This is a genomic window from Nodosilinea sp. FACHB-131 (assembly GCF_014695395.1).
Lineage (GTDB): Bacteria > Cyanobacteriota > Cyanobacteriia > Phormidesmidales > Phormidesmidaceae > Nodosilinea.
Map to the genome: position 1 here is coordinate 46,164 of NZ_JACJOF010000033.1, position 24,391 is coordinate 70,554.

Sequence of the window (24,391 nt, forward strand, 5' to 3'; positions counted from 1 at the left end):
CCCAGGAAGGAGTTAGTCCCCTGCTCATTTTCTCGGTCGAGGTCAGCACTAGGATAGGCGACGACTTAGACGATTGCCGACGACACCGGCGCTCATAAAGTGTTTACATTTGTTAACATAGGAAAAGTGCCTAGCCCCACGGGCCCTTCCCAGGGGCAGTCTGCCCTGATTCGCTCGCGTTTCTAGGGCACGATCCGTTCTGAGTTCCTCGTTGATTGGTGATTACCATTGCAGAATCCTGTATCTTCTGACCTGCCGCGCCGTGCCTTGGTAACTGGGGCAAGCCGTGGCATCGGCAAAGCGATCGCCCAATCCCTGGCGTTAGCTGGGTACGACGTCGCCCTGCTCGGTCGCTCCCTAGAGACTTTGCAGCCGGTGCAGGAGGAGTTGAGCACCCAAGGCGTTTTGGCAAAAGCCTATGCCGTTGACTTAGCTCAGGTAGAGGGTTTGCAGGCCCAACTAGCCGCGGTGCTTGCTGACTTTGGCCCCCTTAGCGTAGTGGTTAACAACGCTGGCATGGGCTACACCGGGGCGCTAGCCACCATGCCCTTAACCGACTGGCAACAGGTGATGGATTTGAACGTTACCAGCGTTTTTCAATGCATCCAGGCGGTGCTGCCTGTGCTGCGGCAGGGCGGTGGCGGCACCATCGTCAACATCGCCTCCATTGCAGCCCGGTCGGCTTTTTCCGATTGGGGAGCGTATACCGTGAGCAAAGCCGCCATTGTGGCCCTGTCGCGGGTTCTAGCCGCAGAAGAACGCACCCACGGCATCCGGGTGGTAACGGTATCACCGGGGGCGGTTAACACCCCGATTTGGGATACCGATACGGTGCAGGCCGATTTTGATCGGTCGTCCATGCTAACGCCAGAGATTGTAGCTCAGACCGTTCTGCACACCATTCTCTTGCCCCCCGAGGCGGTGATCGAAGACCTCACCCTAATGCCCGCAGGCGGTGCCCTGTAACTAGTTTTTTACCCTGTTGTGCCCTGGCCAACTCAGCGAGTGGCCTCAATTTTGTTGAACCTCTAGAGATATTTAGAAACCCTATGACTACCGCATCCTCAAGCAGCCTCAACGACAAAGCGACTAACAGCTCTAGCAGCATTGGCACTGGCCTCAAGGGCATAACCCCCGAAATTCGGCCCGATCGCACCCATAGCTACCGGGAAGAGGGCGACCAGTACCCCATCCCCGAAACTAGCCAAGAAGACATGAGCAACGCGGTGCGCACTATGCTGCTGTCGGTGGGTGAAGACCCAGAGCGAGAGGGACTACTCAAAACTCCCAAGCGCGTCGCCGAGGCTATGCGATTTCTCACCAGCGGTTATCAGCAGTCGTTGGAGGAACTGGTCAACGGTGCCATCTTCGACGAGGGCCACAACGAAATGGTGCTAGTGCGCGATATCAACCTGTTTAGTCTATGTGAGCACCACATGCTGCCGTTTATGGGTCGTGCCCATGTAGCTTATGTTCCTAATCAGCGGGTGGTGGGGCTGAGCAAGCTGGCCCGCATTGTTGAGATGTATTCGCGCCGCCTTCAGGTGCAGGAGCGCCTCAACCGCCAGATCGCTGAAGCGGTGCAGGAAATTTTAGATCCCAAGGGTGTGGCCGTAGTGGTGGAGGCCAGCCACATGTGTATGGTGATGCGCGGCGTGCAAAAACCCGGCTCTTGGACCGTGACCAGCGCCATGCTAGGGGTATTTCAGGAAGATTCTAAGACGCGCGAAGAGTTTCTCAGCTTGATTCGCCATCAGCCCTCGTTCTTCTAGGTTGAACGGCGTCTGGCTCGCGAATCGAGCCGAGGCGATAGTCCCTAAAAACCGGGTTTCTGTAGGCTAACTCCAACGCTTGGAGGTTGCACAGAAACCCGGTTTTTTTGACGTTTATGGGGTGGATCGCCCCGCCAGATAGCCCCAGGCGTAGGCCGCATCACCCATACTCTGCATAATCGTGAACTCGTTGATGTTGGGCACGTAGTAAATGTCGAAATAGGTCTCGACCGAAGGCCACTGCCGAGCCGGGGGGACCGCCACCGACTCCAGCACATCAAAAAACCATTCAGAGCCATAAAAGTCGTTGTCAATGGGGCCGTAGAGGGTAATGCCTGGCAGCAGGTCACCAGTAATACGCTGATCAAGGATGAGGGGATTTTGGGGCGACTTGTGGCCCAGGCCAGTGGTATAGGTCATGTTGTCAGGGTTAGCTCCGGCGGAGAACTGACAGGCTAGCAGAGCGGCATTGAGGTAGCGATCGCTACCGGTCAGCGCGTGGGCCCGCAGCAGGATGCGCGCCTTGGGCGCTCCGAGGCCATCGCCCCAGCCGACGGGGGTTGTCGGGAGCACCTTGGTCCAGCCAAAGGCCGTGGTCTGCCCCGTTTCGACGGCGGCGTCGGCCTCGGCTAGAAGCGCGGCCCGCAGCTCGGCCTGGAGTTCGGCGTCGACCTGGTCAGCGGGTAGGCGGCTGTAGAGAAAGTTGAATTCTCGCTGGGGGGTGGCAATCCGGTAGTCGCCGCGCGCCTCAGCGGGAATGGCCGCGCGTGCGGCGACAAAGCGATCGTGCCAGATGCGATCGCCCGTGAGGTTGTAAAGCTCTAGGGCCGCCAGGGCGCGATCGGCCTCAATGCGGTGGCGGGGCCATTCCTGAGCTTGAATTCCGGCTTGATGACGGGCCTCGGCCCAGGCCATCGCCGCCAGGGCGCTGTCGCGGTAGCCCTCTGCCTGGTCGGGGACATAGGTTGCCATCAGTCGGGCCGTGCGGGCCGCCACCCCAGCGTAAACATAGCTGCTCCAGGGGTCGGGGGCGTAGGCCATCACCGGCAGCGACTCTTGCCAGCTGGTTTCGCCCCGCTTGGGATGCTCTGCCGACTCAATGCCGCCCCGCACACCGCCCTCGGGAGTTTGCAAACGGCGATAGAAGTCGACGCCCCACAGCGCCTCATCCAGTAAATCGGGACGATCGTTGGCGGACTCTGGAATATTGAGCGCCATATCGCTTAGAGGCTCAGGGAATAGTTCGAGCAGTTCGAGCAGCCAGCGAGCCACATCCAGGTGCTGAACACGGCGGTCCCAGTCGCCCGCATCGAAGTAGCCGCCCCAGGCGTTGGGCACCACCGTATCGGTCTTGCCCTTGACCAGATTGGCAAAGTTGCCGGTGTCGGTGCCCTGGGCATTGAGGCCGTTGCCCGTATCCATCAGCCCGGCGGTGGATTGGTAGACCTTGACGCCATCGTCGGGATGAAAGGGGCGAGGGCGCTCAATATCGGTGTAGGGCGGCCCGAGAGCAATGCCGCTGCGCTGGTGATAGAATCCGCGGGCCGCCACATAAAAGGCCTGCTGCCAGCTATTCTCAGCTACCGTAAAGGAGTTTGAGCAGCCTACGGTGCCTACACAGAGCCGATACTGCCCGGGCTGGTTAAGGGCGCTAAAGTCGAGCTGGTCGACGTCGGTGAGGGTGTAGGTGCGATCGCGGGCATCCTCTACCGCTTCACGGCGATAGCGGCGGTTAGCCCTTCCCGTCAGTGCCACTTGGTTCGTCGCTTCGTCAATGACTTGAAACGATAGGCCTTCGGGATAGCTCAGCCCTCCGCCCGTACCCATCCAGGTCGACAGAAATCCTACTTTAAGGGCGTCGTCGGGGCGAAACCCCAAGGCCGACACATGCACGGCCTCACTGATCTGGCGATCGGGCTGGTAGGCCAGAGTTAAGGGCGGTAGCTCCTGCCCCGTGATCTGAATTTGGTAGGTTTGCCCTGGAGTCAGGGGAGTGGGCAACCGCAGATAGAACCGATGCTCCATAGCCCAGCGGCGATCGTCTCGGGTGACCTGGGCCGTGTCCACAGGCTTGCTTTTGCGATACACCTCCGTCGGCATTACGGGCTGTCGGTAGCTGGCATCGTCCTGGGACTGAATGCGATAGCCGTACGGTTGACTGGCGCGATTGGCGTTAAACGGCTCCTCACTGTAGCGGTCGAAGCCGTAGAGCACAGATTGATCGGAGCCGACCAAGGTACCCAGAGCCTGCCCTTGCCGCAGCACCCAAGTGTCGTTACCGGAAGTTTCTAGCTTGTCTTGGGGCTGAGGGCGGTAGGGCTCCTGGCGAGCGTGGGTTACGGTACCCTGGCGCAGGGAGACCACGATGACCTCAGGGCTCACCACGGCTACCGTCACAGCGGGCTGAGCCGAATTAGCGCTGGGCAACCAGCTAGTACCGGCTGTGCAAGCCATCAGAAATGTCAGCAGCCCAAGCAAAAACGCGGTCCGGCGGGGCCAGCGACCTACGGTAGCAAACAGCATTCTCAGCAACTCTCCTGAGCAATTGACCAAAGCAACAGGGCGGGCAACGGCTCATTACGCCCCGTCCGCACCCTGGGCTTATGGTACAGACTGCACCGATGGGTGTGGTATCCCATTTCCAAGCTGTGGCAAAGTTTTATCCCAGCTAAACAATTGGTCTATTGCTTCATTAAAAGTGAGCTAATATCTAAGCCGATTCAGCCTTTTCCTTTGAAAGGCCACTGCTTGCGGACTAGAGCTCACAGCCCATAAGCAGAATGGGTAAGGCCGCAAACGGTTGCGGGCTGAATTCTGTGGTGTGTGGGAGATCAGCCCGATTGCGGCTAAGGCAGCTTTTTACTGGAGTGGTTGGGGTGGCTGGGGCATGCCTATTTGGCAGCCTACCGGCCAAAGCCAGCGCACGGCTTCAAGCCTGGGAATTTGACACTGGCCAAAACCGTCTGGTGTTTTCCACCGAAAGCGGGGTAGAGCCTCAGGTCAGCTGGCTCAGCGATCCTCAGCGGTTGGTCATCGATCTACCGGGCATTTTGACTGAGGAAGCCCTAGGTAATCAGTTTGTTGGCGGAGCGGTCACGGCGGTACGCATCACCCAGGCCGACGCCCAAACCACCCGCATGGTTCTAGAGATCAACCCCAACTACAGCTTCGACCCCAAGCAGGTGAAGGTGTGGGGCCTGACCAGCCAGCAGTGGGTGGTGCAGCTACCGGGTTCGACGCCGGCGATCGCAGCCGATGACGGCTTGAGCATGCCAGATTTTTCTAAAGCAGCCAGACCGCGATCGCTGACAGCGGCTGGGGCCGAACCGCTGCCGCCGCTGATCAGCCGCAACCAAGTCAACACCGTCGCCGTCAGGGCAACGGCCACCGTACTGCGCGGCGTTCAAACTACCGCAGAGGGCTTTTTCATTCCTACCGCTGGGGCCGCACCTCAGGTGCGTGTGTACCGCACTCGTGATGCCAGTCAAGCGCGGCAGATCGTTATTGACCTGCTAGACGCATCCATTGCCCCCGGCCTTACCCCCGAGGCACTGCCCCAGGGGCGCTACGGCATTCATCGCTGGAGCATCAACCAGTTTGCTACCGCCCCGCCTGCTATTCGCCTTACCCTCACCCTCGATGGCTTTAGCCCCGACTGGCAAATCACTCCCTTGCCCAGCGGCGGCATTTGGGTCACCCCCATTGGCGTCGCCCCCAGCCAAATTACGGCCCCGCCCACCACAGTCGTGTTGCCTGTGCTCAACCCGGTGACAACGCCACCGCCGATCGCCCAATCCCGACCCCCCGCTGCGGCAGTTCCGGCATCGGTCGTCGCTCCAACACCTACCCCTAGCCCCGTCCGAGGTCAGGTGCTGGTCATGCTCGACCCAGGCCACGGCGGCGCTGACCCTGGAGCGGTGGGCATTGGCGGGCTGCAAGAAAAAGGGGTGGTGCTGGCAGTGGCCCAGCACACCGCAGCTGTGCTGCGGGCCCAGGGCATTGCTGTGCAGATGACTCGCCAGAGCGATCAAACCGTCGATTTGCAGCCCCGGGCCGATATGGCCACAACGGCTCAGGCCACGGTGTTTGTCAGCATCCATGCCAACGCAGTCAACATGCAGCGCCCAGAGGTGAATGGGCTCGAAACCTACTACTACTCCGATGCTGGGCAAGTGCTGGCGGCTGCCCTCCAGCGCCAGGTGCTCAGCACCATGGCCATGAACGATCGCGGCGTTCGCCAGGCACGGTTTCTGGTGCTGCGCCGCACCGCTATGCCCGCGGCCCTGATCGAAATTGGCTTTGTGACCGGCGCCATCGATGCCCCTAAACTCCGCGACCCGCGCTGGCAAGCGCAGATGGGGCAGTCCATTGCCCAGGGAATTCTCAACTATTTAGGCAGCCAACCTTAGGTTTAGCGTGAATGATGCTTGGTAGGCACAGCCGCTCAACCAGCGTTAGGGCGATGGGCAGTCTAGAGCATCACCCCTTTAGATTCTGCCAAAGGACATAGCTAAACCGGAGGGCGCAGACCCTCAAAGGACAGTGATAAAATCCTGTTCTTTGAACGCCTGAAGTTTGCCGGTTAGGCTAGCCTTAGCGTCGGTTTGTTCCACAGTTTTTGCACAGTACCACCTCCCCTAGCTCGCTCAGGAGAAGGATCATGGCTACCCCTCCGCGCTCGCCCAATCACCACAGCCGCAATGTTTATTGCCTGATTGTGCTGATGCTGACCCTGAGCTGCCTGGGATTTTTTGTTGAGCGGCGCAACGAAACAGCCCGCCTTACCGATGCCCAAGGGCTATTATCTACCGACACCACCCCCCAAGGAGTATCGGGCGGCCGGGCTCGCGGCGGTGGCTTTGACAGTCCTTCCGGCAGCGGCTCACCTGGGGGAGGTTTTTCGGGAGGCGGTGGTGCATTGCCTCCTGCGGGAGGTCCAAGCTATGGCGGCCCAGGCTATGGTGGCGGCTATCCCTCGTACCCCAGCGGCGGTCCAGTGATTGTGCCCATACCTGGCGGCTATGTGGGTGGTTACCCCGGGGGCTACGTGGGCAGCTACCCCGGTGGCGGCATTGCGATCGGCGGCGATGTCGGCCTGTTGTTTCTGCTGGCGGTGCTCGGTTTCACGGTCCTACCTTTGATTACAAATTTGATGCGGTTGGGGGTCAATAGATCTGGCCAAGGCATCCAGGTTGTGAACAGCGGCAACGAGCTGACCAACGATGTCGTCACCATAACTCAGCTCCAGGTGGCGCTGCTCTCCCAGGCCCGCGAGCTCCAGACCGAGCTAGAGACCATCGCCGCTCGCAGCGATATTGACACCAAGCCTGGGTTAAATCGGCTGCTGCAAGAGACGGCGCTGGCCCTGCTGCGATCGCCCGAATATTGGTCCCATGCCAAGGTTACCGACCAAACCGTTCGCTCCCGCGCCCAGGCGTCCCAGGTTTTTGAGCAGCTCTCCGTCACCGAGCGCAGCAAATTTAGCCGCGAAACCCTAGTCAACGTCGGCGGTCAAGTCAGCCGCCAAACCTATCAGCCCAAGCCTGACGCGGACCCGGCCGCCTACATCGTGGTAACGCTAATTGTGGGCACAGCCGACGATCAACCCCTGATCACTCAGCCGATCCATTCTGCCAGCGATCTACAGGCAGCTCTGAGACGGCTCGGCGGCGTCACGCCCGACTATCTGCTGGTCTATGAACTGCTCTGGGCACCGCAAGCGGCCAGCGATAGCCTCAGCTATGACGAAATGCTTGCTGCCTACCCCGACCTCACCCAAATCAGCTAACTGAAGCTTCAGCCAGTTCGGCCTCGTTAGCATCGGCAGAGACAGCTTCCAGCAGGGCGAGTAGCTCGCGCTCAAAGGCTACCTGGGCGCGGTTCGTTCTGCCACCCACATACACCGTGCCCTCCTGCGCCAGTGCCCACACCTGAGAGTGCGACACGTAGCTCATGATCACCCCCAGCATCAGCAGGCCAAACCCCCCATAAACCAGAGGAATGCCCGGATCAGCCTTGATTTGCAGGCCTGTGCTACCCACTACATCCACCAGCGAAAGCCTAACGCCATTTACCTCTGCCGCCATGCCTTTACGTACGGTGGAGATGAGCTGTCCGGCGTTATCATAGATCAGCACAGAACCTTGAAGATCGCTGGCCAGCAAAGTCACGCCTTCGCTCATATCGGGTTTCGTCGGTAGCCAGGTACCCCAAAAGCGCGGGCCATCGTTTTCAAGCTGCTGCATCGGTAGCTGCAGCACCGGACTGTTGTTGAGCTTTACCTGAACCGCCGCCACGCCCCAGTCGGCTTGGTATAAAGTCACGCCCTTGTGGCGCAGGGGTTGATTGACAAAGATGGTCTTGCGATCGATTTCATCTCCCGCTCGATCTAGCACGGACAGATCAGAATAGAACTGATCGATATTGCCTTCAGGACTGTAGTCAATCCAAAATCGGTTCACCCGCACCGACCAGTCTTTAGGAATCTGAGCCTCAGCCCAAGGGCCGGCATCAAAAATATTGCGAATTTGAAAGGTCTCGCCGCTGGGCACGATCTCCTGGGCAAAAAAGCCGGTCATAGCTCCTAAAATAGCCCCCGCCAAAATCAGCAGCATGCTGGCGTGAACCACAATGGGGCCAATGCGGCCCACAATGCCCTTGCGTCCGTAGAGCTGGTTGCCGTCCTGAAACACCCGATAGCGTCGTTGGTTCAATCTCCTCGATAGGGAGGCTAGATCGGTCTCAGACAGCTCAGCACTCAGAGCCAGCTTTTGAAACTGACGGGGCTGAGTATAGTACTTCCACTTTTGAGCCGCCCCCAGAGCCGGGAACTGGCGAGTAAAGGTGCAGGCGGTCAGGCTAGCGCCAAACACAATTAGCAGCGCCAAAAACCACCAGGTGCGGTAGACGTGATCTAACCCCAGGGTGAGAATCACCTTCCAGCTCAAGAATCCAAACAGGGCCGGATCTTGGGGATAGTTGGTCTGGTAAAACTCCAGGGTTTGGCCCTGCTCGATAACTGTGCCGCTGATGCTGAAAGCCGCGATCGCCAACAGCAGCACAATTGCCAACCGCAAATCTGCCAGCAGCGGCAGCAGATCTTGTCTAAAGTAGTCGCGCACCCCGTCCCAAAGAGTCGGTTGAGGAGCTTCAGACGGGGCCATAGTATCCCTCAGAAACGGATGACGTATTCAGACAATTACACCAAACTGGTTGGCAGTAGCCGAGACAGCAGCGAAAATACTCCGAAGCCCAGCAGTAGAGCGCCGCTTGCCGGAGTCACCCAGCTCGACCACTGACGCAAATCCAGCAGTCGCTTGAGAGAGGCGGTGAAGGTGCCAGCCAGCACCAGTGGCGTTACATAACCCACGGCGTAGGCTAGCAGCAGAGCACCGCCCAGCACCGGATCTTTCGTAGTTGAAATCCAGGCTAGGAGGGTAGCGAGCACTGGGGTGCTGCAGGGCGACGCCACAATGCCAAAGGTGAGACCCAGAGCATAGGCCCGCAGCCAGGGGGGGAAGTTCAAATTTTCAAAGGTGGGACCAACCCCAGCGGGTAAGGCCAAGGGAATGACTCCCAACAGATTGAGCCCCATCACGATCGCCACCAGGCTCACCGCAATTGGTAGCCCCCAAGCCACCTGACCGTAGACATAACCAAAAAGCCCGGCAATCAAGCCCAACAGAGCCAGGGTAGTAGCAAGGCCAAGGGCAAAGGAGAGCGATCGCGCGATCGCACCACCTCGATTACCTTCCTCATAGCCGCCCATATAGCCCACCATAATCGGCAGCATCGATAGCAGACAAGGAGATAGGCTGGTTAAAAGCCCCGCCAGCCCTACCACTGATAGGCTCATCCAAGACACCTGAGTGAGCTGTTCACTCACCAGTTGATTGGCCCACTGGGCAATCTCGTATAGATAAATTTGCAGGCTCTCAAACATCAGCGAGGTAGTGAGACGCAAAGGCACTCACTATTGTAACAATCCTGCAACCCGCTCTCAGATTTTTGCGTCAAGAAAGCGTACTGCTGCCACCCAGTACTCACAGGGGCAGAGACTCCTGAGGGCCCGTCTTAAACCATCGTCGCCGCAAAGGTACTGGCATATCCAAATTAATCTCCCGTGCCGCCCGCACTAACAGCGCCGCCGTTGCCAAACTAGCTACCATCGAGCTACCGCCGTAGCTCAGCAGTGGAAAGGGCAGTCCTGTCGTCGGCAAAAGCCCTGTAGCCACACCCATATTTAGCAGCGCTTGCCCCACTAGTAGCACCATCGCACCTACCGCTACCAGACGGTGCAGGGGTTGCTTCAGGCGGAGCGCTACCAACAGGGCCAAGGAAGCGTAAACGCCTAAAACCGTCAGCAACACTAAGCAACCCACAAAGCCAAACTCCTCGGCAAACACCGAAAAAATAAAGTCAGTGTATTGAATAGGTAACGAGTACAGCTTTTGCTGAGACAGCCCAAAACCCTGGCCCCAAAACCCGCCAGAGCCAACAGCTAACAGGCTCTGCACTAGCTGATACCCTTGATTGCCCGGATCGGCCCAGGGGTCCAAAAACGAGACTATTCGCTGGCGCTGATAAGTCTTGAGGCTGACACTCACCGTCGCAGTCAGCAGCCCCCCTCCCGCCGTTAGCAGCAGATACAGATAGGGCAGCCCCGCCGCCAGAGCAATTAGCCAAAGCGTTAAACCGCAAATAGCCGCTGTACTCAAGTTGGGCTGCAACAAAATCAGCGCCAAAATAGCGACAAAAATGCCCAACCAGGTTAACCGGGATGGCCAGGTAAGCTGTGGCCACCGCCCAAACAGTCGTGCCCCCTGTAACACCAAGCAGGGCTTGAGCAGTTCGGAAGGCTGAATCATAAACGGGCCCAAAGGCAGCCAGCGAGTAGCCCCATTCACCGTTACCCCTAGGGAAGGCACCAACGTTAGGCTTACCAAACCGACCAGCACCAGCAGCACAATACCCGAACCCTGAATGAGCCGATCCAGAGAGGTATGAACGATCCGGTTAAAAATTACCAAACCAATTGCTACCCACAGCAGTTGCACCATCACATAGTGCAGCCCATAGCCATGCTCCGTCACGGACACTGCATAGGACGCTGAAAACAATATCAGTAGACCGCTGCCCAGCCAGACAAAGGTCAACCAACGCAGCCAGCGCGCTTCCGCTGACCACTGGCCTACTGTGGGGTCAATCCATGGAACCAACTGAGCAATGTTCACCCTACTACCCCACGTGCCTAAGGGCCAAATCTTTCAAGGGCTCAGTATAGCTGAGGGACTCGAAAGCCGCTCAAGATTTTGAGTATGTTTTCGAGTTTGTGGAGCATGTCCTAAAGACATCAAAATACCCCTAAAAACACAACGGCAGGGCTGACCCCTAGGCCGACCCTGCACGTATCGCAGCATGAAAAAAAGCAGTAAAATTTTTATCAGACGCTTTGCTGAAGTAGGCGTATTAGAGCAAACCGGTATTGGCACCCTGCCGACCAGTAGCCAGCTCAACCTTAACGATTTTGCCGCCCATTTTTTGAATGCGCTGCTGCTCTTTGAACCAGTTCTCGTAGGGTACCAGCTTGGTAAAGAACGTATTTTGCAGCTCCCGCTGGGTACGAATCCTGGTTTGACTGGGAACGCAAGCGGTGATCTTAAACATGCGCATGGCCGAAAACTCTCCTGCTATATCACTGGACAGATGTAAACCAAAGCCAAGTCCAAAAATGAAGTTTTACCGTTAGGAAAACACAGCTTCCAAGCTGGACTTGGTATGAACGCTGAAAAGCCAGAGTCGAAAGCCAATGCTATGGACAGCAGGAAGACAATACAGCACAACCTAGTGTCCTCAACACTCGCCCCTGACTCTGGCCTAGGTTCGCTCTGGCCTGCGGCCAAAGCGCAATGGATGAGCCTAGAGACTAGCTCAAGCCAGAGGAGATGTAGTCGAAGTAAACGCCCATTTCCTTACCAGCATCAGCACCCACTAGGCTAGCGGTCACTTCTTTCATGGCTTGGATGGAGTTAACGGTGGCGCCGATGGGTACACCCAGGGAGTTGTAGGTCTCCTTGAGGCCATTGAGCACACGCTCATCCAGGATGGAGGGGTCCCCAGCCAGCATGGCGTAGGTGGCGTAGCGCAGGTAGTAGTCAAGGTCGCGGATGCAAGCTGCATAGCGACGGGTGGTATACATGTTGCCGCCGGGACGGGTGATATCGGAGTACAGCAGGGACTTAGCCACGGCTTCTTTCACGATTTCAGCAGCATTGGCGCTGATGGTGCTAGCGGCACGAACGCGCAGCTCACCGGTTTGGAAGTAAGCCTTTAGCTTGTCGAGGGCGGAACCGTCCAGGTACTTGCCCTGCACGTCGGAAGAGTTGATAACAGAGGTAATTGCGTCTTGCATTGGTGAAGCTTCCTTAGAACTGACGTAATCTCAACAACGAATCGACGGAGTAGCGCAGCTGCGACTACTGCATGGCGCCGACAACATAGTCGAAGTAGGATGCGGCTTCAGCAGCATCTTCGCTGGACAGCAGACCGGTTGCGACAGCCTTCATGGAGCGCACGGACTCAGCCACAGCAGGAATGGGGGTGCCCAGGGAGTTGTACATTTCACGCACACCCACCAGACCGATTTCTTCGATGGGGGTAACATCACCAGCGACCACACCGTAGGTGATGAGACGCAGGTAGTAATCCATGTCGCGCAGGCAAGTAGCGGTCATCTCTTCGCCGTAGGCGTTGCCACCGGGAGAAACAACGTCAGGACGCTTTTGGAACAGCTGATTACCAGCTTCCTTAACGATGCGCTCGCGGGATTCGGTTAGCACCTGAGCGATCCGCAGGCGACGCTCACCGGAGGTGACAAAGCCCTTGATGCGATCTAGCTCACCGGGGCTAAGGTAACGGGCCTCAGCATCGGCATTCACGATTGACTTCGTGACAATACTCATTGATGGATTCCTCCGAAAAGTATGACCAGATGTATGAAACTGGCATTTAAGGGTGCGGAGCCAGAGCCAACTCTATTAAAGAACCTCAGTTCTGGCAGCCTTCCCGATTAATTGTCCGGTATTGCGTAAGCCTTCTTCAAAGCCGCGAAATATTTTGTAACAGTTTCCCTCAGTTTCTCCAAGGCCAGACAGCAAAGCCACTGTAGAGGCTTAAGGAAAACCTTAAATCCTCAAAAAACTATAAACCGGGTGCAATTTAGCATCCGGTTTTAATATTTCGTAACAGAGCTAATAAAGGCTATTGGCGAGACAATATCTTTGCCAAAAAATGCTAATTAGCAGGTTGTGAGGTCAACAGATGGGGATGATTTAGACCACACCCATCTGTTGATCACGGCTTAGACGCGACGGTAGGGTACCCCTTGCTCACCAAAGTAGCGCAGGTACTCAGCCGAGCTGAGCATGGCTTCGGCAACAGCCATAGCGCCCTGTTGGGCTGCAATAGCACTGTACTCGGTGGCATCCTCTAAGTTCCGCCCTAGCAATTGACGGCCCATAATGGTCACGAGCTTAGGTGCTGGGTATGCAGCGACGAATCGGGACTGATAGGCAGGAGTTTGAATTAGCTGACGAATGAACTCTCGCAGGGTAATGCGATCGCTCTTCACCAACGCCTCAGCCTCAGTCAATCGCCAATCAGTTGGGATCTCTCCCTCAGGCAGCACCATCACCTGACGGTAAACAGCGGTGAGCACCTGATCTACCTGCTCAGGGCTAGCCCCGGGCTGTAGACGATAGAGCCGCGTCGTCGGAGCAACGACAACTACGTCAGCCTCCACGGAGGAACGACCTACCGTTGCGGCCAGCTCCGCAGCATTGGCAGCTTGGGAGGCTACCGCATCAGCCATCAAGGGCATATCAGCCACATTGACAGTGTTTTGGGCACTAGCAAAACTAGGCACGATGAGATCGCGATTTTGCTTGGTAAGCCGGTTGTACAGCTTCTCCGTATTGGGGAAGTTGGCCGCAGGCAGAGTGGGATAGCGGCGATAGGGCACGGTATCTTCCCCAAAGCTTTCGGCATACTCAGGAGTGTTGAGCATCGAGCGAATAAACCCACGAATGCCCTCGCTAGCCAACACCTGGTTGTACTTGCGAATTTCTGCCTGATCCTGCGGGGCACGACCCAAGAAGTGCTTGGTACCAAACTCAATCACTTGGGTATTGGGATAGGGCGCGTAGAACTCTTTGATATATAGAGTTGAGGTGCCTAACCCCTCAATGAACTCCTTCATGCTGATTTCGCCGTTGCCCAGCTTGCTCTCCAGAGCGGTGAACTCGCTCTTAACAATATATGGAGCAATGTCTCGCTCGAAGATTTGCCGGTAGGCAGCAGCGGTAACCAGCTTGAGGTTAGGCTTATCGGCCAGAGAGGTGAGCTTGAACACCTTGGTCTGCTGACGCTGGCGGTTCACACCTTGGTTTAGACGGCGCTGCACCTCAGGAATGGCACGGTCCTCAGTGACTGTACCCAGTTCCACAAAGCGAGGAATGCTGGTATCGGCCACAGGTACCATACCTTTCTCGGCCAGAGAACCAGCTCGCATGCTGCGTAGAGCCAGACCCTTGGGAGTCACATAGCGCTCATAGGGTACAGTATCTTCTCCAAAGGCCTCGGCATATTCCTGGCTCTCGATAATCGAGTCAACCAGAGCATAGAAGCCTTTCTTGGCGCAGATGTCGAAGTAGGCGTTGGTTTCCTTACGGCCATAGGTGGGGCGACCCAGCAGGCGACGGTGAATGTACTCCACTGCCTTCATCACGTACAGCGATGACCAATAGGTCTTGCGGAACGCCTCAGATTTGGCGATCGCCCGAATGAACTCCTTCATCGAGATTTCGCCGTTTTCCAGCTTGATCTCAGCGACCTTAGAGCGCTGGCCCGAGTACACCTCACGGCCAAACACCTGACGGTAAGCCGCGCTGATAATCGCCTGAGTCGAGCTTTCGGAGTAGCGTACGCTGTTCTGGGTGTTACCGGTTCTGGGAACTTGATCCAGCTTGAACACCTTAGCCCCGAGAGAACCAGGGTTTTCAGGCCGAGCCGCAGGATTGCTCAACTGATTGTTGATGCCGGGGCCACGGTGAATCAAAATGCGGCGGGTATCTTTGTTAAAGAAGGCCGGAGTGGCGCTAACATCGCGAGTCTCTTTCGGGAAGATCGCCCCAAACTGGATCTCCAGCGGATCGTTACCAGAACCGTAGGGGTGCTGATCGGGCAGAGGCTGCTCGTAGGCCGCAAATAGCGTAATGAACTGCGGCTTTTTGCGAAAGGGAGCGCTGTAGTTAAACAGGTCAAACTGAGGACCCCAGTTGCGGCACTCTTGGGCTTCTTGCCCCAGACCGCGCAGGTAGGGTACTGTCTCTTCCCCAAAGTAGTCAGAGTACTCTTTAGAGTCGACTAGAGCGTCAATTAGAGCTGCCAGACCACCGCTAGACACAATGGAGAAGTAGTCGCGCACTTCTTCGCGGGAGCTAGGTGCGCGGCCAAGGATATGGCGGAAAGCCAGTTCAAGGGCGCGGCTGTTGATGTAGGGGTCGTAGAAATTCTTACGATACAGAGGCGACTTAGCCAGGCGACGCACGAACTCCTTCATGGAGATTTCGCCGTTCTTTACCTTCGACTCCAGATCAGAGACCGACAGCGAGTAAGCCCGAGTGATATCGCGCTCGAAGATCTGACGGTACGCAGCCTTCACGACATCGTTCTTTTCGCCCGCCGATAGCCCTGGCTTCATGGCGTACTTGGGCCGACGCTCAGCAGCGTTGAAATAGATCTGAGGTAGCTGTAGACCTTGCAGATCGCTAGAAGAGCGCTGTCGCACCTTGTTTGACGGGGTAGGTGCTTTAAACTCGCTCAGCAGCACTCCAAAATACTGCTCGACAATAGCTTGAGCTTCAGGATCGCCATTTAGGTAGCGTAAAGACCCTGCCTTCATGGTTTGAATAGCGACAATCGTTGCCGCCGAAGAACAGGCATTTTCGATAATTTCGCGGAGGCCACGTACGTTGACCGCAATAATGTTGGGGTCGCCCGCCACAATGGCGTAGGTCACGTAGCGCAGAAACCAGCTCATATCACGCAGAGACTTCTGCATGTTGCTGGGGCCATAGCGAGACACACTAATGGGACGAAACCCGGCGGGCACAGGTCCCGTGGGGGTAGAGTTGAACAGGTTTTGAAACAGCCCACCACTGCTGCTCTCGATAAAGGTCGAGGTACCCAGCCGAGAAGCTTCTGTTTCGTCTAAAACGGTGCCAGCCCGAGTTTTTTCAACGGGTGATTCGCTATCGACTCGCTCCAGGTAGGCCAGAGGAGACCCTCCGGTAAAGATGCGGTTGGCCGCCTGGGAGACAATCAATTCGGAGTAACGGGTCAAGGTTTCGGCAATCTGAACCCGCTTAAGACCAGAACCAAAAAAGCCTGATAGCTCATCTAGCTCTCCCCGGCCCATGTAGCGGTCTTGCTGCTCGGCCTGGGAAATCGTGGCCACCGGCAGAGTTTGGTAGAGCTGGGGCCGCGCCGGTGCACTTCCACCACTTGCTTTAACACTCATGCGTTTTCAAAGGCTCCCTATGCGGACAATGACGGCATCAAAAAAGAATCTATCAATCGGGTCGAAGGGCGTAGGACTAGGCAACGCTCAGGACTCCCTGAACCAGCGTAAAATCACTGAACCCACTTGAAGGTAAAGCGTTGTTAACCTCACCTGCTCCGCATTCAAGCAGGGCACTGAATGCGGTATCTATGGATGGCGGGCTGTTTGCTGAACCTGGAATCAGATTAAACCGTTTCAGGACAGCAACACAGATTATTAAAAACTGTGTAACATCCAGCCAGCTAAATGCCTTTGGTCATCATAGATGATGGTCACTGCACCCTGAGAAGGCAGATAAGTTTTGTAACGTTTCGTGATAAAGCTGGAGGCCCCAAGGCTTTCAATCCGCTTTTGTTGAAGGTTTGACTCCGCAACAGGCTGTAGCGCTAAAGGTGTAGGACACAGCTTGATCTGTGGATGCAAGTTTGATTGAATCAGCCTTGCTATTGGGTTGAACGCGGCAACTGTTTTTATTAATAGATAACTTGAGCTGACAGATTAGCTATGGACAACCCAACAAAAACCCAAACCGTTAGCGATGCGGTAGCTCGCCTCTACAATACTTATCCCTTTCCACCTGAGCCAATTCTCGACGAGGCGCCGCCAGGCTACAACTGGCGATGGTACTGGCCCACAGTACACAGCTTTTGTACAGGGGCAGTCCCTGCCAAAGAATCTGTACGGGTACTGGATGCCGGCTGCGGCACCGGGGTGAGTACTGAATATATTAGTCACCTCAACCCAAAGGCTGAGGTGCTGGGGATTGACTTAAGCGAGAAGGCGATCGCCACTGCCACAGAGCGCTGTCGCCGATCAGGTGCCACCAATGTTCAGTTTCGCCAGCTCAGCATCTACGACGTCGATCAAATCGAAGGCGAGTTCGACTGGATTAACTGTGTTGGCGTCATCCACCATATGCCCGACCCGCTAAAAGGGCTACAGGCTCTAGCTACCAAGCTGGCCCCCGGTGGCTTTATCCATCTATTTGTGTACGCCGCTATAGGTCGGACAGAAATCTCGCTCATGCAGCGGGCGATCGCCCTGGTTCAAGGCAGCCAGCGCGGCGACTACCGCGACGGCGTACAGGTGGGGCGACAGATCTTCGCCAGCCTACCCGAGGGAAATCGGCTCAAGCAACGAGAGCGCGATCGCTGGGCCATGGAAAACCACCGCGACGAATGCTTTGCTGACATGTACGTCCACCCGCAGGAAATTGATTACACCCTGGATAGCCTCTTTGAGCTCATCGACGCCTCAGGCCTAGAATTCATTGGCTTTTCTAACCCTCAGGTGTGGCAGCTCGATCGCCTGCTGGCATCAGACCCAGCGCTGCTCGATCGCGCCAAACAGCTGCCGGAGAAAGATCAGTATCGCCTAGTAGAACTACTAGATCCTGAGATCACTCACTTCGAGTGGTTCCTAGCGCGTCCTCCCTACCCACAATTCAGCTGGGACGAGGACGCTGCTCTGCTGTCCGCCATTCCCACCCGCAATCCCTGCATGGAAGGCTGGCCCAGCCAAAGCATTTTCGACCACAACTACCAAATCGTTTCTTTAGAGCCACAGGAATTTGAGTTTTTGCAGGCCTGCGATGGTCAAAAACCGTCTCCTCAAGCCAGCGTCGCCGATCTTCTATCCCAAAGCGGGGCAAGTCTTGAAGCAGTACGGCAAATGCAGCAGAGGCAGCTGATTTTACTAGAGCCATCCCAGCAGACTTGATCAGATAAGCCGAAGACCACGGATTTACTTTTGAGAAGTGTCTATTAAGTATTATTGCCGTGATATGATCATATGCGGCCTGTTCAGGCAGGCAAAACCCTTTAACGGCTAAGGATTAGGCGCTTTTGTGGCCCCATTGCCCTCCGAACCCACTGACCCTGTCGATCAGGTCGAGGCAGAGGTAGACCCCGGTCAAACCGACGGTCAAAGTCTCCCTCCGGCTTCAACGACAGCGATGGAAGAGTACTACCAGCTTCAGCAAAATCTGCTGCTGACCACCCTGGCATTTACTGGCGTGATCTTTTTTAGCGTCTGGTTAGCCTACTCTCTACCAATTGCTCTGAATTATTTAATAGGAGCGTGCGGCGGTGTGGTTTACTTGAGGATGTTGGCAAAAAGCGTGGCCAACATTGGGCGCGGAAGCTCAAGGCTAGGCAGCGGCCGACTGGCCCTTGTGGTTGGTCTGGTTTTAGTGGCTACTGAGTGGCAGCAGCTTGAAGTCGTTCCCGTTTTTCTCGGGTTCTTGACCTACAAGGGGGCGTTAATTGCTTACACCCTCTGGACTGCGGTGCTGCCAAAATCATCATCAGGGTCTTCCCAGGCGTCTGGTTAACCTAGATCGGTGGTTCCCAAGCATAGCATGCTTTTTCCTGGCAGGTCTTAAGGAGAAGTCGATTTAAGAGATGGCGCTCAATATGCTAATGATTCATCCCTTAGTCCTGGCAAAGCTAGAGGTTGGCCAGCATTTGTACTGGCAGCTCGGTGGCCTAAAACTTCACGGCCAGGTCTTTTTGACCTCCTGGTTTGTGATCGGCGCTCTGCTGTTGGTTTCATTTTTGGCCACCCGCAACATTCAGCGGGTACCTTCCGGCCTCCAGAACTTTATGGAGTACGCTCTGGAGTTTATCCGCGACCTAGCCAAAAACCAGATCGGTGAAAAAGAGTACCGGCCCTGGGTTCCCTTTGTGGGCACTCTGTTCCTGTTTATCTTTGTCTCTAACTGGTCGGGGGCGCTGATTCCCTGGAAGTTAATTCATCTGCCGTCAGGTGAGTTGGCCGCTCCAACTAACGACATCAACACCACCGTCGCCCTGGCGCTGTTGACGTCCTTAGCTTACTTTTATGCTGGGTTTAGCAATCGCGGGCTGGGGTACTTTGCCAAGTACATCGAACCCACTCCCATTCTGCTGCCCATCAACATTTTGGAAGATTTCACCAAGCCCCTCTCCCTAAGTTTCCGTCTGTTTGGAAACATCCTGGCCGATGAGCTGGTGGTCGCTGTGCTGGTCCTGCTGGTGCCTCTCTTCGTACCGCTACCAGTGATGGTCTTGGGTTTGTTTACCAGTGCCATTCAGGCGCTGATCTTTGCAACCCTGGCAGCGGCCTACATCGGCGAGGCGATCGAGGGGCATGGTGGTGAAGAGCATGGATGACCCTCAATGATTTCCTCTTGGGGGCATTCAGTTTGATATTGGCTGGTAGGGCAGGTGCTGCCAGCCGACGTGGTCTTAGGGCCGCAGTATAAGAAACGCCTATCGAGCGTTGTCTACGACCTGTTTAACGAGTTGTTGATTCTCCAAATCGAGGTAAAGACATGGATCCTATTATCGCTGCCGCTTCCGTAATTGCAGCTGCTCTAGCCGTTGGTCTGGCAGCTATCGGCCCTGGTATTGGTCAAGGTAATGCAGCTGGTCAAGCGGTAGAAGGTATTGCTCGCCAACCCGAGGCTGAAGGCAAGATTCGCGGCACCCTGCTGCTGAGCTTGGCATTCATGGAAGCACTGACCATCTACGGTCTAGTGGTAGCTCTGGTGCTGCTGTTTGCCAACCCCTTCTCGTAAATTCGAAACGCTGGGCAGGGTAAGGTTCAATACTTTTCCCTGCCTGTCGAAGTTCAAATTCGCGATGTCACCTTGTAGTGCTGGCCCTGGGCCGAGTGAAAGGGCATATCCACAATGATGAATTTTGTTTGGTTACTGGCGGTTGAAACCGCTGAGGCAGTTGAGGAAGGCGGTGGTCTTTTTGACCTGGATGCTACTCTGCCGCTGATGGCCGTACAGTTTGTGCTGCTAGCGGTAGCGCTCAACGTATTGTTTTATAAGCCCTTGGGCAAAGTCTTAGACGAGCGCGACGGTTACATTAGTTCCAATCAAGTTGATGCGGCAGAGCGTTTGGCCAAAGCCGAGCAAATTGCCAAACAGTATCAGCAAGAACTGGCCGAAACCCGCCGGCAGGCCCAAACGGTGATTGCCGAAGCCCAGGAAGAAGCGCAAAAGATTGCGGCTCAAACCGTTGCTACGGCTCAGCAAGAGGCTCAAGCCCAGCGAGAGCAGGTGCAGCGGGAACTAGATGAGCAGAAGAATCAGGCCATGGCTACCCTGGAGCAACAGGTAGATGGGCTGAGCCAACAGATTTTGGACAAGCTGCTGGGTTCTTTGGCGGCCTAAGCTATCGGTGATGACAGGGTGATTTAACCCCTGGAATTGCCCGCGTCGTTGACGGAAAGTAGGGATATGACTATTGGTTGGTTATTAGCGGCGGAAGAAGGTGGGTTTGGTGTGGATTTCAATATCCTAGAAACCAACCTGATTAATCTGGTCATTATTATTGGCGTGCTGTATTACTTTGGCGGCAAGTTTTTAGGGAAGACCCTATCAACTCGCCAATCGGCTATTACTACAGCAATCACAGAGGCCGAGCAGCGTAAGAAGGAAGCCGCCGCCGCTTTGGCAGAGCAGCAGCAAAAGCTGGCTCAGGCTCAGGCAGAAGCCAAGAAAATTTTGACCGAGGCTCAGACCACGGCGGAGCGCACTCGCGAGGCCATTTTGGCTCAGTCTCAAACTGACGTAGAGCGGATGCGGGCTACCGCCGCCCAGGATCTAACCTCCCAAGAGGCGCGGGTGATGCGAGAGCTACAGCAGCGGATTGCAGCCTTGGCCATTGAGCGCAGTGAAGCCGCTCTACCCGGTCAGTTAAATGACGACTTGCAGCGGCGACTGGTCGATTCCAGCATTGCCCTGCTCCAAGGAGAATAGCTATGAACGACACAACGCTGAATTCTGAAATTGCGGCCCCCTACGCTAAGGCGCTGATGTCGGTTGCCGCCGACAACAACGCGGTTGACCAGGTGGGTGTCGAGGTGGCTGACCTGCTGGAGGTGCTGGACAGCTCCAAAGAGCTAACCGGCTTTTTAATGAGCCCGTTAATGTCTGCCGAGGCCAAGAAGGGCGTATTGCGCCAGGTTGCAGAAGGCAAGGTGAGCGGCTTTCTGCTGAGTTTTTTGCTGCTGCTGGTTGACCGCAGCCGCGTGGCGTTCTTGAAGCCCATTCTTCAGCAGTACCAAGCCCTGCTGCGGGAGCGGAACAACACGGTCTTGGCCGATGTTACAGCGGCGGTCGAGCTGTCTGACGATCAGCAGAATGCCATCCGCGATCGCGTGAAGGCCATGACCGGTGCCAACAGTGTTGAGCTATCCGTAACCGTTGATCCCTCTCTAATTGGCGGATTGATCATCAAGGTCGGCTCTCAGGTGATTGACGCCAGCCTGCGGGGTCAGCTACGCCGCATTGGCATGCAGCTAGCGACAACCGCTTAGCGACAGCCTGCCCCCTGGTTGGGCAGTTTCTCTGACGTCTCGTGTTTATGTAGGTTTATCCAGAGCAAGTCCTATGGTTAGTATCAGACCTGACGAAATTAGCAGCATTATTAAGCAGCAGATCGAGCAGTACAACCAGGAGGTCAAGGTCTCCAATGTGGGTACAGTGCTGCAGGTGGGCGACGGTATCGCCCGCATCTACGGCCTCGAGAACGCCATGTCTGGCGAGCTGCTGGAGTTTGAAGACGGTACCGTAGGTATCGCTCTCAACTTGGAAGAAGACAACGTGGGCGCGGTGCTCATGGGCGACGGCGTCAATATCCGCGAGGGTAGTGCTGTTACCGCTACCGGCAAAATTGCGTCGGTTCCGGTCGGTGAGGCCATGCTGGGCCGCGTGGTAGATGCTTTGGGACGTCCCATTGACGGCAAGGGCGATGTCCAAACCACCGAAACCCGCCTGATTGAGTCTCCAGCTCCCGGCATCATTGCCCGGAAGTCGGTGTATGAGCCGATGCAGACCGGAATCACCGCCATTGACGCGATGATTCCCATCGGCCGGGGCCAGCGCGAGCTGATCATTGGTGACCGTCAGACTGGCAAGACTGCGATCGCCATCGACACCATCCTCAACCAGAAGTCTGAGGACGTGGTCTGCGTCTACGTGGCGATCGGTCAGAAGGCCTCTTCTGTGGCTCAGATTGTAGATGTGCTGCGCGATCGCGGTGCCCTTGACTACACCATTGTGGTCACCGCCAGCGCCAACGACCCCGCCCCGCTTCAGTATCTGGCTCCCTACACTGGCGCCAGCCTAGCCGAGTACTTCATGTACAAGGGCAAAGCTACTCTGATCATTTACGATGACTTGACCAAGCAGGCCCAAGCCTACCGCCAGATGTCGCTGCTGCTGCGCCGTCCGCCCGGTCGTGAAGCCTACCCTGGCGACGTGTTCTACCTGCACTCTCGCCTACTAGAGCGGGCCGCTAAGCTCAGCCCCGAGCTGGGTGAGGGCAGCATGACCGCCCTACCTGTGATTGAGACCCAAGCGGGTGACGTATCAGCTTACATTCCCACCAACGTAATTTCGATTACCGACGGTCAGATCTTCCTGTCCTCTGACCTGTTTAACTCAGGTCTGCGCCCTGCAATCAACGCCGGTATTTCGGTGTCTCGGGTAGGGTCTGCGGCCCAGATCAAGGCCATGAAGCAGGTAGCCGGTAAGGTGAAGCTGGAGCTGGCTCAGTTCGACGAACTTCAGGCCTTCTCTCAGTTTGCCTCTGACTTAGATGCCGCTACCCAAAAGCAGCTAGCACGCGGTCAGCGCCTGCGGGAACTGCTGAAGCAGCCCCAGTACTCGCCCCTACCGGTGGAAGAGCAAGTGGCGATTATCTACGCCGGTATTAACGGCTTTATGGATGAGGTGCCTGTGGAGCAGGTGGTGGCCTTCTCGAAGTCTCTGCGTGACTATATCCGCAACAACAAGCCCAGGTTTGCGGAGCTGATTCGCAGCGAGAAGAAGCTTGGCGACGAGAGCGAGACCCTGCTCAAAGAAGCGATCGCTGAAACCAAGCAAGCCTTTTTGGCGGCAGTCTAACCTCCTGTTCTAGCCGGGGTGTTGCATGAGCCAATGCCCCGGTTCTCGACGACCCCTTAGGGATCCACTATGCCTAACTTAAAAGCGATTCGAGACCGCATTAAGTCTGTAAAAAATACCCGTAAGATCACTGAGGCTATGCGCCTAGTGGCAGCCGCTAAGGTGCGCCGTGCCCAGGAGCAGGTGATTGCTACCCGCCCCTTCGCCGATCGCCTGGCCCAGGTGCTCTACGGCCTGCAAAGCCGCCTCAGATTTGAAGAGGCCGACCTGCCGCTGCTGAAGCAGCGTGAGGTAAAGACCGTAGCGCTGCTGGTGATCTCCGGCGATCGCGGCCTCTGCGGCGGCTACAACACCAACGTCATTCGCAAGGCGGAAATCCGCGCCCAGGAGCTAGCCGCTGAGGGCTTGAACTACCGCTTTATTCTGGTGGGACGCAAGGCCAGCCAGTACTTTAAGCGCCGCGATCAGCCTATCGAAGCCAGCTTTACTGGGCTAGAGCAAATTCCCATCGCGTCCGAAGCCTCAACTATTGCTGATGAGCTGCTGTCGCTATTTCTGTCCGACGAAGTCGATCGGGTTGAACTGGTTTACACCCGGTTTGTGTCGCTAGTTAGTTCTCGCCCGGTCATTCAGACCCTGTTGCCTCTTGACCCCCAAGGGCTAGAGGTACCTGACGACGAGATTTTCCGGCTCACCACCAAAGGCGGTGTCTTTCAAGTAGAGCGGGAGAGGATGGCAGGGCCAACTCCAACAGAGTTTCCTCAGGACATGATCTTCGAGCAAGATCCGGTGCAAATTCTGGATGCTCTGCTGCCACTGTACTTGAACAACCAAATTCTGCGAGCGCTGCAAGAGTCTGCTGCTAGCGAACTAGCGGCCCGGATGACCGCCATGAACAACGCCAGCGACAACGCTAAGGAGTTGGCCAAAACTCTGAACCTGACCTATAACAAAGCTCGTCAGGCCGCCATCACCCAGGAGATTCTGGAAGTAGTTGCTGGGGCTAACTCCCTCAACTAAGTCAGTAAAACCTACATTCACGATTCTAGGCCCGTCAAAACTGTGACGGGCCTTTTTTGTGCACCCGGTAGCTTG

Annotated in this window: 21 protein-coding genes; 13 read left to right on the forward strand and 8 right to left on the reverse strand. The window is 56.2% G+C overall.

The window, feature by feature from the left end; genetic code table 11:
• Window positions 1-228: 228 nt before the first annotated feature.
• Window positions 229-966, forward strand: coding sequence for an SDR family oxidoreductase (locus tag H6F75_RS22200; protein WP_190754624.1), 738 nt, complete (start codon window positions 229-231; stop codon window positions 964-966).
• An 83-nt stretch (window positions 967-1,049) separates the two neighbouring features.
• Window positions 1,050-1,772, forward strand: coding sequence for a GTP cyclohydrolase I FolE (gene folE / locus H6F75_RS22205; RefSeq protein ID WP_190754625.1), 723 nt, complete (start codon window positions 1,050-1,052; stop codon window positions 1,770-1,772).
• Between the two features lie 114 nt (window positions 1,773-1,886).
• Here the strand turns inward: folE and H6F75_RS22210 are convergent, their stop codons facing one another.
• A complete protein-coding gene (locus H6F75_RS22210) occupies window positions 1,887-4,295 on the reverse strand; it encodes a glycoside hydrolase family 9 protein (RefSeq protein ID WP_242020278.1) in 2,409 nt (802 codons plus the stop codon).
• 353 nt (window positions 4,296-4,648) lie between these two features.
• Here H6F75_RS22210 and H6F75_RS22215 point away from each other — a divergent pair, with 353 nt between their 5' ends.
• Together H6F75_RS22215 and H6F75_RS22220 are read left to right on the forward strand one after the other, a co-directional pair.
• A complete protein-coding gene (locus H6F75_RS22215) occupies window positions 4,649-6,181 on the forward strand; it encodes an N-acetylmuramoyl-L-alanine amidase (RefSeq protein WP_190754626.1) in 1,533 nt (510 codons plus the stop codon).
• A 251-nt stretch (window positions 6,182-6,432) separates the two neighbouring features.
• Entirely contained in the window at window positions 6,433-7,560 is a 1,128-nt protein-coding gene (locus H6F75_RS22220) for a DUF1517 domain-containing protein (RefSeq protein WP_190754627.1), read from the forward strand.
• Here the strand turns inward: H6F75_RS22220 and H6F75_RS22225 are convergent.
• The 7 genes from H6F75_RS22225 to H6F75_RS22255 all read right to left on the reverse strand — a co-directional run bounded on the left by H6F75_RS22225 (window position 7,553) and on the right by H6F75_RS22255 (window position 16,350).
• Window positions 7,553-8,935, reverse strand: a complete 1,383-nt coding sequence (locus tag H6F75_RS22225) for a cytochrome c biogenesis protein (RefSeq protein ID WP_190754628.1) — start codon at window positions 8,933-8,935, stop codon at window positions 7,553-7,555. The two genes, H6F75_RS22220 and H6F75_RS22225, sit on opposite strands and share 8 nt — an antisense overlap.
• Window positions 8,936-8,970: 35 nt before the next feature.
• Window positions 8,971-9,714 carry a cytochrome c biogenesis protein CcdA gene (locus H6F75_RS22230; protein WP_190754866.1) on the reverse strand — a complete coding sequence of 248 codons (744 nt, stop codon included), beginning with the start codon at window positions 9,712-9,714 and terminating at the stop codon, window positions 8,971-8,973.
• 100 nt (window positions 9,715-9,814) lie between these two features.
• On the reverse strand, window positions 9,815-11,005 hold the full coding sequence (locus tag H6F75_RS22235) for an FtsW/RodA/SpoVE family cell cycle protein (RefSeq protein ID WP_190754629.1): 1,191 nt from the start codon (window positions 11,003-11,005) through the stop codon (window positions 9,815-9,817).
• A gap of 235 nt (window positions 11,006-11,240) precedes the next feature.
• Window positions 11,241-11,444 (reverse strand): phycobilisome linker polypeptide, encoded by a 204-nt coding sequence (locus H6F75_RS22240; RefSeq protein WP_073606652.1) that lies wholly within the window; start codon window positions 11,442-11,444, stop codon window positions 11,241-11,243.
• Between the two features lie 253 nt (window positions 11,445-11,697).
• Window positions 11,698-12,183, reverse strand: a complete 486-nt coding sequence (apcB, locus tag H6F75_RS22245; protein WP_073606651.1) for an allophycocyanin subunit beta — start codon at window positions 12,181-12,183, stop codon at window positions 11,698-11,700.
• A 64-nt stretch (window positions 12,184-12,247) separates the two neighbouring features.
• Window positions 12,248-12,733: an allophycocyanin subunit alpha gene (apcA, locus tag H6F75_RS22250; protein ID WP_190754630.1), complete on the reverse strand. Its 486-nt coding sequence runs from the start codon at window positions 12,731-12,733 to the stop codon at window positions 12,248-12,250.
• A 398-nt stretch (window positions 12,734-13,131) separates the two neighbouring features.
• Window positions 13,132-16,350: a phycobilisome rod-core linker polypeptide gene (locus H6F75_RS22255; protein WP_190754631.1), complete on the reverse strand. Its 3,219-nt coding sequence runs from the start codon at window positions 16,348-16,350 to the stop codon at window positions 13,132-13,134.
• A 546-nt stretch (window positions 16,351-16,896) separates the two neighbouring features.
• On the opposite strand from H6F75_RS22255, the gene H6F75_RS22260 reads away from it, so the two are divergent.
• The 9 genes from H6F75_RS22260 (at window position 16,897) to H6F75_RS22300 (ending at window position 24,316) form a co-directional block, all read left to right on the forward strand.
• The gene (locus H6F75_RS22260; protein ID WP_190754632.1) at window positions 16,897-18,111 is read left to right on the forward strand and encodes a class I SAM-dependent methyltransferase; all 1,215 of its coding nucleotides are present in this window, start codon (window positions 16,897-16,899) and stop codon (window positions 18,109-18,111) included.
• A 127-nt stretch (window positions 18,112-18,238) separates the two neighbouring features.
• A complete protein-coding gene (locus tag H6F75_RS22265) occupies window positions 18,239-18,724 on the forward strand; it encodes an ATP synthase subunit I (RefSeq protein ID WP_347710692.1) in 486 nt (161 codons plus the stop codon).
• Window positions 18,725-18,794: 70 nt separating this feature from the next.
• Entirely contained in the window at window positions 18,795-19,544 is a 750-nt protein-coding gene (gene atpB, locus H6F75_RS22270; RefSeq protein ID WP_190518066.1) for a F0F1 ATP synthase subunit A, read from the forward strand.
• A gap of 161 nt (window positions 19,545-19,705) precedes the next feature.
• Window positions 19,706-19,951 carry an ATP synthase F0 subunit C gene (gene atpE, locus H6F75_RS22275; RefSeq protein ID WP_190518068.1) on the forward strand — a complete coding sequence of 82 codons (246 nt, stop codon included), beginning with the start codon at window positions 19,706-19,708 and terminating at the stop codon, window positions 19,949-19,951.
• 114 nt (window positions 19,952-20,065) lie between these two features.
• Entirely contained in the window at window positions 20,066-20,557 is a 492-nt protein-coding gene (locus H6F75_RS22280; protein WP_190754633.1) for a F0F1 ATP synthase subunit B', read from the forward strand.
• 66 nt (window positions 20,558-20,623) lie between these two features.
• Window positions 20,624-21,145, forward strand: a complete 522-nt coding sequence (locus H6F75_RS22285) for a F0F1 ATP synthase subunit B (RefSeq protein WP_190754634.1) — start codon at window positions 20,624-20,626, stop codon at window positions 21,143-21,145.
• Window positions 21,146-21,147: 2 nt separating this feature from the next.
• On the forward strand, window positions 21,148-21,705 hold the full coding sequence (gene atpH / locus H6F75_RS22290; RefSeq protein ID WP_190754635.1) for an ATP synthase F1 subunit delta: 558 nt from the start codon (window positions 21,148-21,150) through the stop codon (window positions 21,703-21,705).
• Between the two features lie 73 nt (window positions 21,706-21,778).
• A complete protein-coding gene (gene atpA / locus H6F75_RS22295; protein WP_190518078.1) occupies window positions 21,779-23,296 on the forward strand; it encodes a F0F1 ATP synthase subunit alpha in 1,518 nt (505 codons plus the stop codon).
• A 69-nt stretch (window positions 23,297-23,365) separates the two neighbouring features.
• Complete coding sequence (locus H6F75_RS22300; protein WP_190754636.1) at window positions 23,366-24,316, forward strand: F0F1 ATP synthase subunit gamma; 951 nt, start codon at window positions 23,366-23,368, stop codon at window positions 24,314-24,316.
• Window positions 24,317-24,391: the final 75 nt, after the last annotated feature.

Coding starts and splice junctions, on each gene's coding strand:
- H6F75_RS22230 (WP_190754866.1), bottom strand. CDS start 9,714: ATGTTTGAGAGCCTGCAAATTTATCTATACGAGATTGCCCAGTGGGCC.
- H6F75_RS22260 (WP_190754632.1), top strand. CDS start 16,897: ATGGACAACCCAACAAAAACCCAAACCGTTAGCGATGCGGTAGCTCGC.
- apcB (WP_073606651.1), bottom strand. CDS start 12,183: ATGCAAGACGCAATTACCTCTGTTATCAACTCTTCCGACGTGCAGGGC.
- folE (WP_190754625.1), top strand. CDS start 1,050: ATGACTACCGCATCCTCAAGCAGCCTCAACGACAAAGCGACTAACAGC.
- H6F75_RS22225 (WP_190754628.1), bottom strand. CDS start 8,935: ATGGCCCCGTCTGAAGCTCCTCAACCGACTCTTTGGGACGGGGTGCGC.
- H6F75_RS22300 (WP_190754636.1), top strand. CDS start 23,366: ATGCCTAACTTAAAAGCGATTCGAGACCGCATTAAGTCTGTAAAAAAT.
- H6F75_RS22255 (WP_190754631.1), bottom strand. CDS start 16,350: ATGAGTGTTAAAGCAAGTGGTGGAAGTGCACCGGCGCGGCCCCAGCTC.
- H6F75_RS22210 (WP_242020278.1), bottom strand. CDS start 4,295: ATGCTGTTTGCTACCGTAGGTCGCTGGCCCCGCCGGACCGCGTTTTTG.
- H6F75_RS22280 (WP_190754633.1), top strand. CDS start 20,066: ATGATGAATTTTGTTTGGTTACTGGCGGTTGAAACCGCTGAGGCAGTT.
- atpB (WP_190518066.1), top strand. CDS start 18,795: ATGGCGCTCAATATGCTAATGATTCATCCCTTAGTCCTGGCAAAGCTA.
- apcA (WP_190754630.1), bottom strand. CDS start 12,733: ATGAGTATTGTCACGAAGTCAATCGTGAATGCCGATGCTGAGGCCCGT.
- H6F75_RS22220 (WP_190754627.1), top strand. CDS start 6,433: ATGGCTACCCCTCCGCGCTCGCCCAATCACCACAGCCGCAATGTTTAT.
- H6F75_RS22285 (WP_190754634.1), top strand. CDS start 20,624: ATGACTATTGGTTGGTTATTAGCGGCGGAAGAAGGTGGGTTTGGTGTG.
- atpH (WP_190754635.1), top strand. CDS start 21,148: ATGAACGACACAACGCTGAATTCTGAAATTGCGGCCCCCTACGCTAAG.
- atpA (WP_190518078.1), top strand. CDS start 21,779: ATGGTTAGTATCAGACCTGACGAAATTAGCAGCATTATTAAGCAGCAG.
- H6F75_RS22240 (WP_073606652.1), bottom strand. CDS start 11,444: ATGCGCATGTTTAAGATCACCGCTTGCGTTCCCAGTCAAACCAGGATT.
- atpE (WP_190518068.1), top strand. CDS start 19,706: ATGGATCCTATTATCGCTGCCGCTTCCGTAATTGCAGCTGCTCTAGCC.